Raw genomic sequence first — 9824 nt, 5'->3', positions numbered from 1 at the left:
GAGGTGCCACTTGCCGATCATCGCCGTGTGATAGCCGGCACCTTGAAGCAAGTGCCCCAGCGTCGCTCGGTCGCCAGGGATCAGATGCTCGCTGGTTCCGCTCAACACGCCCTTGGCCAATCGCGAACGCCAGTTGTAGCGACCGGTTAGCAATCCATAACGGGTTGGGGTGCACACGGAACTGGGCGTGTGGGCATCCAAGAACGTCAGCCCTTCATCGGCCATCTGCTGCAACCGAGGCGTCTTGATCTTGCAATCCGGATTGGTCGGAGAGACGTCTCCGATGCCCAAGTCATCTGCCATGACCAAGATGATGTTTGGACGTGACGCGACATCATCGGCGTGAACTCGCGACGCGGCCACATCGATCAAGCAGGGCAGAGAAACAACCGCGGAAACAACAAACCATCGCAACCAATTCATCAGTAGCCAATCAATCAGAGTGGGGAGGGGAAGGGGGGACCTCACATTCTAGACACGATCTTTTCCAATGCGAAAAGCTCCTGGCGAAATCCCCGAGTGGCCCCAAAGGCTACCAAAGAATGGGCTGGTTCATTTCAGATGCGGCCACAAATTCACCTCGAGCCATCACACTTGACTGAAATGCGACGCAGGCACAACGAATTGCGACAGACAAACTCCATTCCATCGCCGCGTCTTCTTCGTCGCAGCCAACGAAGCGTTCATCAACAATCACTCAAACCACGGGTTCATAAAGAGGCGAACGTTTGATTTCATCCTGCGTCAGCCCCACCGTGACTGTCCCATCCGACCAAGAGATCTCTCGTATGTGTCCGCGGCCGATCAACACTTTCTTGCCAGGCCACCAATTCCCCGTGTCAACGATCAATTGCTGGATAGACCAGTTCACATCATCGACGACCAACCCATGCACATGCCCGACATGATCGTCCGTGCCTTGGATGGTGTAGCCCGACACTTCTTTGATGCTACGAAGATGGTTCCGCTGAATGTCATCGTTTTCGACTTGATCCATCGGCATTAAACCGGCCGCCAAAGGCATCGGCGTGTAACCGCTACCTGCCAACGTTGCCCCCGCCGGGCCCCAGTAGTACGGCACGTCGAAATGCTGATACAGCTCGATCTCCATCTGACGCGACACCGGGCGATCGGATTCGACCGAAGGACTTTCCTTGACCTCTCGCCGGGTCAATGGCACCGAGGCACTCGCTGCGTTCCAATCCGCATTTTGGACCTTGATCGGAGGCAACAAAACCTGACGACCGGGAAGCCAGTGCCCAGTATCCACGACCAAGTGCCTGACAACCCAAGTTTCGTCATCAAACAACAGGTCACAGATCGCCCCCACGCTCTGGTCCGTTCCCATCAACTCCGTGCCCATCACGGCCTCCGTCGAAATCATCATCGCATCATTCCTTTCATATCAAAGTCAACTTGATACAGCATCACTGATGCAAACGAGTTGGTGCAAACAATGTTCCGAAACCAATCGCTCGATCGCCTATCGATACCGCTGCGAGACAACTCGGAACTCGTATCCGATGCTTTTCGAAACGCATTCGAAGACAGTCTTTGCGATCTCATCCACCGAGTCGTGTCCCTTCGACACCGCGTGGCGAAGCTCCAACGTTGCCAGTTGCACTTCCAGTTCTTCTGGAATCAACTTGAGGACCTGGCGATCGCGAGTGGTAACTCCTGCCTGCATCAGCAAGCGTTCCTCCAAGCGCTGCAGCGGGCTGGGGCGAGTCCAAAGAAAGTACAAACGCTTCTCGTCGTCGGATCGTTCCAGGTATCGCGCACTTGGATTCGATGCGAACTCATTGACCAAATCGACTCCTGGTCGCGTTCCGCCGACAACGCCCAACTCGATTCCAAAGTGATCCAACTGCCTGGCGTATTCATTCAAGTCATTGGCCTTCCATTCTATCTGCCATCGTTTGAATCTCGGGATGATGTCGGCATCTGCATCGCCCGACTTGTCCGAACCGGTTCTGCCGATCGTGCCAGAGCCATCGTTTCCCGATGGAGCCATGGAATCCGACGTGGGTTCGGCAATCGCCATTTGTTCGGCGGCCGACACAAGTGACTGAACCGATGCTGCCAAGTCAGTGGTGTGGAAATCCACTGTCTCTTGCTTCGTCGGAACATCAAACGGCGAAGCAACCGTCGCGGTCCCTCCAACCGAGACGCTTGTGATCTCCGTCACCGGTTCGGTCAAGACGATCTCATCCTCCGGCAGCAGCACCCAAAGCAGAAACAGCACGCCAACCACGCTGGTCAGCATCAGCAAGACCGCCATCAGAAACGAAGTCACCGCATCAAACCAACTGGTTCGCATGGAGGATGCCCGATCTGGTGAAGACGTCTGTTGTTTTCGCCCGCCGGAGCCACAAACATTTCGATACATCGGATCACTCGCTGGGATCAGAAACACAATTGCCAAAAGAGCCGCTCAACGAATGTAACCGTCGACGGCACCTGACACCAAATTCCCCCGATCCCTTCCACGGCATCCCCCAGGTCTTCACAACGGAGACTGAAACAATCGTTTTCGCGGTAGATGCCTCTTGGCCCAGCCCCACTCGCAACCAGGCTTGCCTTGATCGACTGTAGCTTGCATTCGCACTAGGATATCGGTGCCGCACTGCTGTGGCGGATGCCGGATTCGGCCGGCGTTGATCCTGGCCAACACACCCGATCAGGCTCCAAACGCTCCATGTTCTCCTCGTACAAACTTCACTGGCTTTTGCTTTTGACTGCCTCCGTCGCAGGAAGACCTGGACCAGCTTCGCCAGGAAGGTCACGAGTTGGCCGGGCACACCATCCTTCAGCCTTGCGTCCGAAAAAACGATCGGGTGAAACCGGGCAACGCATCGGAAGACTACGACGACGCTCGCATGGCAAAGGAATTCGATGAAAACCTGGCGAACTTCATCACGAATAGCGTCGATCGTGAACTTGCCACGTTCGCTACCCTTGCAGCAATACGTCTAGCTTTCTCAAACCTTTTGTTCCACGAAGACGCGTTCAATGAACGCCGCAACGGCCCCTCTTCAACGTTTGCTATCGACATCCGCCAATCACTTCCATCCCATGAACGCATCTCCCACCAACCAAGTTCCTCACGTGGTCATTGTCGGCGGCGGATTTGGAGGTCTCGAAACAGCACAGCGACTTCGCAAATCGAATGTTCGCGTGACGATCGTGGATCGCCACAACTACCACCTGTTCCAGCCGCTTCTCTATCAAGTCGCGACGGGTGGGCTTTCGCCAGCCAACATCGCCACTCCGCTGCGTTCGATCGTTCGCAAACAAACCAACTGCGACGTGCTGTTGGCCGAAGTCACCGACTTCGACGTCGCCGGCCAGCGACTGATCTTCGCCGATGGCGAACTGAACTATGACCACTTGGTGCTTGCTGCCGGAGCAACGCACAGCTATTTCGGTCACGATGAATGGCAAGAATTTGCGCCGGGACTGAAGTCGATCGGCGACGCGGCCGAGATCCGGCGCAGAATTTACTTGGCCTTTGAAGCCGCCGAGCGAGAAACGGATTCCGCAAGACGCAAGGCGAGACTGACGTTCGTGATCGTGGGAGGAGGCCCCACGGGAGTCGAACTGGCGGGCGCACTGTCGGAGATCGCGCACCACACGCTGAAACATGATTTCCGACACATCAAACCGGAAGAAGCCCGGATCATGATCGTTGAGGCAGCGCCACATGTGCTTGCTCATTACCCCGAGGATCTTTGCAAACGAGCCGCCGATAAAATTCGCGAATTTGGAATCGAAGTTCATACACACACGAAAGTCACCGAGATCACCGCCGATGCCGTCCACCTCTCCGGCCCCGATGGAGACACCGTTGTAGCGACCATGACCGTGTTGTGGGGCGCTGGAGTGAAAGCCAACCCATTGGGGCAGAAACTCGCGTCGGCGATCGGAATCGACACCGACCGAGGCGGCCGGTTACCAGTGAATTCATCCTGTCAAATCGAAGGCCAAGACCGCATCTTCGTCATCGGCGACATCGCATCGTTCACCGATTCCGATGGCAAATCCCTGCCGGGACTCGCCTCCGTCGCGATCCAACAAGGACGCTATGTTGCCAAGGTGATTTCGCGACTGGCGAGTGGTCAATCCATCGACGAACCGTTCCAGTACACCGACCGAGGCACGATGGCGACGATTGGTCGCGCCGCTGCGGTGGCACTGATTGGCAATCGCCGTTTCGACGGGTTATTCGCTTGGCTGCTCTGGTTGTTCGTTCACTTGATGCTAATCGTCCAGTTTCAAAACCGATTGTTGATCTTGGTCCAATGGGCCTGGAACTACGTCACCTTCAATCGCAGCAATCGAATCATCACCGGTGAACAACCAGCCCAACTTGTTTCGCCCACCAACGAACGAACCTCCAGAAGACATGCCGGATAAAGAGGCGCGTTTGACGGGGAACCAAGCTCGCTTTCTGAGTTTCCGCAGATGGCTTTGCGCGACCGTCCAAGAATCTTCTTGAATTTCTCTGAACATCCTCGTTCCATCACTCTTTCGGGCCTGCCGTGACGCACGGGCCCGTCGCGGAGGGTTACCATGAGACAAGAAGGCAATGCCGGTCGAGAGCGATCCGACGATCCAATCACCGGCTGATTCAACACACGAGGAGCGAAGCGATGCAGATTGGCGTCCCCCGCGAACACTGGCCAGGCGAGGCGAGAGTGGCACTCGTCCCCGCCAGCGTCAAGAAGCTGATTCAGTCGGGGTTTTCAGTCCAGATCGAATCCGGTGCGGGATCCCAATCCGGTTTTCCGGACGCAGCATACTCCGACGCCGGCGCCGTCATCCAATCCGACCGAACGTCGATCCTGTCCGGATCGGACATCCTGTTGCGAGTCCGACGTCCCGAAGTCCCCGAGGTGCCTGAACTTCGGCAAGAATCCATCCACATCAGTTTCCTTGACCCGTTCAACGAAAAAGAATTGATCGGTGAGATGGCTAAGTGCGGCGTGACATCCGTTTCAATGGAGATGATCCCACGATCCACTCGTGCACAAAAGATGGACGCCTTGTCCTCGCAAGCCAACTTGGCGGGCTATGTCACGGTGATCCAAGCCGCTTATCACAGCAAGAAGATCTTCCCGATGATGATGACTCCATCGGGGACCATCCGGCCTGCTCGAGTGTTCGTGATCGGCGCGGGCGTTGCCGGACTGCAAGCGATCGCGACCGCAAAACGACTTGGTGCTCGTGTCGATGCCTTTGACACGCGGCCCGTCGTTGCCGAACAAGTCCGTTCTCTCGGTGCCAAGTTTGTGGAAATCGATTTGGGCGAAGTCGGGCAAACCGAGCAGGGCTACGCCAAAGCGCTCACGCCAGAACAAATTGAACTTCAAAAGGAAGGCCAAAAGAAAATCATCGCGGCCTCCGATGTGGTCATCACCACCGCTCAATTGTTTGGCCGTCCAGCACCTCGCATCGTCACTCGCGACATGCTGCTGGCGATGCAACCCGGGAGCGTCGTGGTCGACATGGCCGTCGAAACAGGTGGCAACGTTGAAGGGTCGGTGCTGAACGAGATCGTTGATCTTGAAGGCGTCAAAATCATCGGGCAAGGCAACCTACCTTCCGAGGTCAGCCGCAACGCCAGCGAGATGTACTCGAACAACTTGACCGCATTGATCGACGAGTTCTGGGATGCCGAATCCAAACGTTTTGAATTCGCCCCCGAGGACGAAATCGTTCAGGCCGCCGTCATCACTCGCGGTGGTCAGATCGTCAATGACACCATCGCCAAATTGCACACGTAAACCGCCTTTCATCTTTCCAACAGAGGGTTCCCGTGGAAGCCGTCCTGCTCGCCTTCATCTTGATGTTGTCCGTATTCTTAGGCTTTGAGCTGATCGCCAAAGTTCCGGCGACTCTGCACACGCCCCTGATGTCCGGTGCCAACGCGATTTCTGGCATCACTGTCGTCGGAGCGATCATCGCTGCCGGAGCCGATTTGGGACCGTGGTCAACGTGGCTGGGCGCTCTCGCGGTGTTCTTTGCCACCGTCAATGTGGTCGGTGGCTACATGGTGACGGATCGCATGCTGAGCATGTTCAAGAAAAAAGACAGCCCATCGGGAGGTGACTCATGAGCATGGAAGTTCTGGGATCCGTTTACATCCTCGCGGCCATCTTGTTCGTCTTCGGGCTCAAACTCATGAGCTCACCAGCCACCGCCGTGCGAGGCAATTTGCTTTCGTCGGTCGGGATGCTGTTGGCCGTCCTGATCACACTCACGTCCAAGGAAATTCTGGACTACCGATACCTGGTGGGCGCAGCGGTTCTCGGTGCGGTGGTCGGTGCGATTGCAGCCAGACGTGTGGCCATGACAAGCATGCCCGAAATGGTTGCCTTGTTCAACGGTTCCGGTGGCATCGCCAGTCTGCTGGTCGGTTGGGCGGCCTTGTACGGCAAAGACTCATCTTCCTTCACGCTGATCACCATCCTGCTCTCGATCTTGATCGGTGGCGTAACGTTCTCGGGGTCGCTGGTTGCCTGGGCCAAACTGTCAGGATCCATCGGCAGCGGAGCGATGACGTTTTCAGGGCAACGCGTTGTCAACGTGTTGTTATTACTGGTCACGCTGGCGTGTGCGGTTGCCAACGTCATGGCCCCCACCTGGACGTTCCCACTGGTCTTCGTTGTGATCGGTCTGTCGGTCTTGCTAGGTGTGATGGCCGTCATCCCGATTGGTGGTGCTGACATGCCCGTGGTGATCTCGCTGCTGAACAGCTACTCGGGACTGGCCGCGTGTGCCGCCGGATTTGCGATCAATAACACGATCTTGATCGTCGCAGGATCGTTGGTCGGCGCTGCCGGCTTGATCCTGACCAACATCATGTGCAAAGCGATGAATCGATCGCTCAGCAACGTGCTGTTCTCCGGATTCGCGGCAACAACCCAAGCCACCAAGGTCGAAGGCGAAGTCAAACCGATCACCGCCGACGACGCCTACCTGATCCTCGAGGCCGCTTCATCAGTCGTCATGGTGCCAGGTTATGGCATGGCTGTCGCCCAGGCTCAGCACGTGGTCCGCGAATTAGGCGAACTGCTCGAAGCCAACGGAGCGGACGTCAGCTACGCGATCCATCCCGTTGCCGGACGGATGCCAGGTCACATGAACGTCCTGTTGGCCGAGGCGAATGTTCCTTACGATCAGTTGATCGAAATGGACGAGATCAACCCACGGATGGAAAACACCGACGTCGCGATCGTGATCGGAGCCAACGACGTGGTGAACCCCGCCGCACGCGAAGACGAGAACAGCCCCATTTATGGCATGCCAATCATCAACGTTGACCACGCCAGAACCGTGTTTGTTCTAAAGCGTTCCATGGCCTCCGGATTCTCCGGCGTCGAGAACCCACTGTTCTTTGGCGAGAACACGCGAATGCTGTTTGGTGATGCCAAACAATCTCTCAGCAGTGTCATCGCTGAATTCAAATCCTAACAACCCGTTTCTTCAGCCAGCCGGGATGCGATGGTGCTCGGGCGCGAATAATTGGCAGGGTAGCGGATTCCACTGTTCTTCTGGCTTCTGCCTTTCTTCATCCTACCGGAACTGATACCCGCAGCAGGTTGCAGAAAGCCTGAGGACGAAACAGAAGCAGCCTCCCCCCCAAGGCACCGACCGCCAAACACCCGCTGGATGGAACTCAGAAAAAGTTATCACGAAGAGACTTCACTCCCTGACCTCGGCCGCAACGCACCATTCAGTCTGAACATCAAAAAAATCTCATACCAATCCTCCCTTAAGGTGAAATACACACCCACCAAGCCGCATCAGCGGACACAAGAAACAGCAGCGTCCAGCGGCCTCTCGCATGCATGGTAGATTGCGGACTCGTTGAATGCCGACCCCACAAGGCGTTCTAGTGTTCACGAAATCCAAAGAAGTGAGAGAACCAAGATGTCATTCCAGGTCAATCGATCCCGTGGATTCACATTGGTGGAACTGCTGGTGGTCATCGCAATCATCGGTGTGCTAGTGGGACTGCTTCTACCAGCGGTGCAATCAGCCCGTGAGGCCGCCAGACGAATGCAATGCAGCAATCGTTTGAAGCAAATGAGCTTGGCGCTGCACAACTACCACTCCAGCTTCAACACGTTCCCCTCAGCGGGGGTCCTGCCTGAAGGCCAGAATGTTGCACGCTATTATCCAGGCATCACAGTCGCTCTGCTGCCATACATTGAACAACAAGCACGTTATGAAACGATCCAGGAGCGTCTTGCTGCGTCGACGTCTTCCTTCGCCCGAATGTTCAATGGATCGGAATACGAATCCATATTGCCCGGCGTGCTATGCCCGTCCGCTCCCAATTCGTCCAGTCCGTCGACTTATGCCAACAACGCACGGATCAATTACATGTTCAATATGGGTGACGGCATGCTGAAACTCGATGCAGCTTGGCACCACCCAAACTACATCAACAACCAGTATGTTCAGGCTCGCCACAGGGGCCCATTTCACTTGGAATCATGGGTCAAATTTCGAGACATTCTCGATGGAACCAGCAACACGCTGGCCTTCAGCGAATCGGCCAGTGCAAGTTCCGGCAACTACTCATTGGAGGTCAAGGGAAGCTCCGGCTACAACGGTGCTTTGCTCGATCCCGATGGGGCCCAACCAATCATTCACCCCGACGTGTGCGTCACCAGCACAGTGGATCCAGAAAACCCAAACTTCTACTTGGACCCGTGTGACTCTTGGCGTGGAAACTTCTTCCAAACGGGAACACCTTGGAATGGGTTCCACACCGTCGTCGCCCCCAATGGGCCGAGTTGCTGGGACAGCCCAACGGGCTATTGGGCCGCAATCTTCACACCCAATAGCTATCACACAGGTGGCGTCCACGGAGCACTACTGGATGGATCTGTTCGATTCATCACCGACTCGATCGACAGTGGTGACCTGACACAAACGCAACCGCTCTCTGGTGAGAGCCCGTACGGAGTCTGGGGAGCACTCGGAACGCACCGCGGTGCGGAACTGCCCGGCGAATATTGATCCAAGCCTTGCTTTGAAGCATCGGCAGGAACGAGCGGACACAATCATGTGATCCGTTCGGGCGATCGACGCGACATAGCCGTCGAAATACTGAACGATTTCGCCACTCACCATCCCGCCGCGCCCAACGGGCGAGGCGGAATGGTGTTCTTGCGGGTTCGCTGTCCTAGGGCAAGTTTCTAAGCAGCAACCCTCGACTACCCTCTGACGTCCTTTCCGGCTTACCGCTCGACGTTTGCTATCTCGCGTTCGACTTACTCCATGGGAGTGTAAGTCGCGTCGCCTTTCGATGTCGCACTCGCTTGCACATCCAGTTCCTTGACAGGAGCTCCCAAGTCTTCACTGAAAATATTTTCGCCGGAGGATGTGACTTCTACCGTCAAAGGTGTCGTCCCCGCGGTGCGGTATTCCTTTGCCACAACCTTATAAACCTCAAACTTCCCAGTCTTCAACGCGCGGTCATATTCGTTGATCTCATCACGCGTCGCACCTGGACCGGGATGTTTCGGGTAGGGGTCGCCCTCCGTCACATCTTTGCTGACGATCACCTTGAATTTCCCGGCCGGTGCCCCCTCATACCGGGTGGATGTCATCAAGGTAGCAGTCCCTTCTTCATTGGTCGTCCCACCAACCGGCCATCGGTTCAACGATGAATCTTCTGGATAGAATGTGACGGTGGCGTCAGCAAGCGGCACGCCATCCTGACTAACAGTAATGGACGCAGGGTACGTTTCTGGCATCCCCTCAGGACGCGAGTCACCACACCCCGACATCGCGAGCGTCAGCGCCAA

General features: G+C 56.1%; 9 protein-coding genes. 5 read left to right on the top strand and 4 right to left on the bottom strand.

The window, feature by feature from the left end:
• The 3 genes from ACF8AM_RS20040 to ACF8AM_RS20030 form a co-directional block, all read right to left on the bottom strand.
• On the bottom strand, positions 1-423 hold a 423-nt coding region (locus tag ACF8AM_RS20040), incomplete at its 3' end, for a sulfatase-like hydrolase/transferase (RefSeq protein WP_392557351.1).
• Between the two features lie 274 nt (positions 424-697).
• Positions 698-1387 carry a PRC-barrel domain containing protein gene (locus ACF8AM_RS20035; protein WP_392557350.1) on the bottom strand — a complete coding sequence of 230 codons (690 nt, stop codon included), beginning with the start codon at positions 1385-1387 and terminating at the stop codon, positions 698-700.
• 96 nt (positions 1388-1483) lie between these two features.
• A complete protein-coding gene (locus ACF8AM_RS20030; protein WP_392557349.1) occupies positions 1484-2320 on the bottom strand; it encodes a hypothetical protein in 837 nt (278 codons plus the stop codon).
• Positions 2321-3075: 755 nt separating this feature from the next.
• Between ACF8AM_RS20030 and ACF8AM_RS20025 the strand changes: the two genes are divergently transcribed.
• The 5 genes from ACF8AM_RS20025 (at position 3076) to ACF8AM_RS20005 (ending at position 9033) form a co-directional block, all read left to right on the top strand.
• Positions 3076-4416 carry an NAD(P)/FAD-dependent oxidoreductase gene (locus ACF8AM_RS20025; protein ID WP_392557348.1) on the top strand — a complete coding sequence of 447 codons (1341 nt, stop codon included), beginning with the start codon at positions 3076-3078 and terminating at the stop codon, positions 4414-4416.
• A gap of 236 nt (positions 4417-4652) precedes the next feature.
• The gene (locus ACF8AM_RS20020) at positions 4653-5786 is read left to right on the top strand and encodes a Re/Si-specific NAD(P)(+) transhydrogenase subunit alpha (protein ID WP_392557347.1); all 1134 of its coding nucleotides are present in this window, start codon (positions 4653-4655) and stop codon (positions 5784-5786) included.
• Between the two features lie 32 nt (positions 5787-5818).
• On the top strand, positions 5819-6118 hold the full coding sequence (locus tag ACF8AM_RS20015; RefSeq protein ID WP_047813211.1) for an NAD(P) transhydrogenase subunit alpha: 300 nt from the start codon (positions 5819-5821) through the stop codon (positions 6116-6118).
• The gene (locus tag ACF8AM_RS20010; RefSeq protein ID WP_392557346.1) at positions 6115-7476 is read left to right on the top strand and encodes an NAD(P)(+) transhydrogenase (Re/Si-specific) subunit beta; all 1362 of its coding nucleotides are present in this window, start codon (positions 6115-6117) and stop codon (positions 7474-7476) included. Before ACF8AM_RS20015 ends, ACF8AM_RS20010 begins: the two co-directional genes overlap by 4 nt.
• A gap of 459 nt (positions 7477-7935) precedes the next feature.
• The gene (locus ACF8AM_RS20005) at positions 7936-9033 is read left to right on the top strand and encodes a DUF1559 domain-containing protein (protein WP_392557345.1); all 1098 of its coding nucleotides are present in this window, start codon (positions 7936-7938) and stop codon (positions 9031-9033) included.
• Between the two features lie 254 nt (positions 9034-9287).
• Here ACF8AM_RS20005 and ACF8AM_RS20000 read toward each other — a convergent pair.
• Positions 9288-9824, bottom strand: a 537-nt coding sequence (locus ACF8AM_RS20000; RefSeq protein WP_392557344.1) for a hypothetical protein, incomplete at its 5' end; no start/stop codon positions are given.

The organism is Rhodopirellula sp. JB055 (assembly GCF_043100905.1).
Lineage (GTDB): Bacteria > Planctomycetota > Planctomycetia > Pirellulales > Pirellulaceae > Rhodopirellula.
Note: the sequence above shows the minus strand (reverse complement) of the source record. Positions and strands in the feature narration are given on the sequence as shown.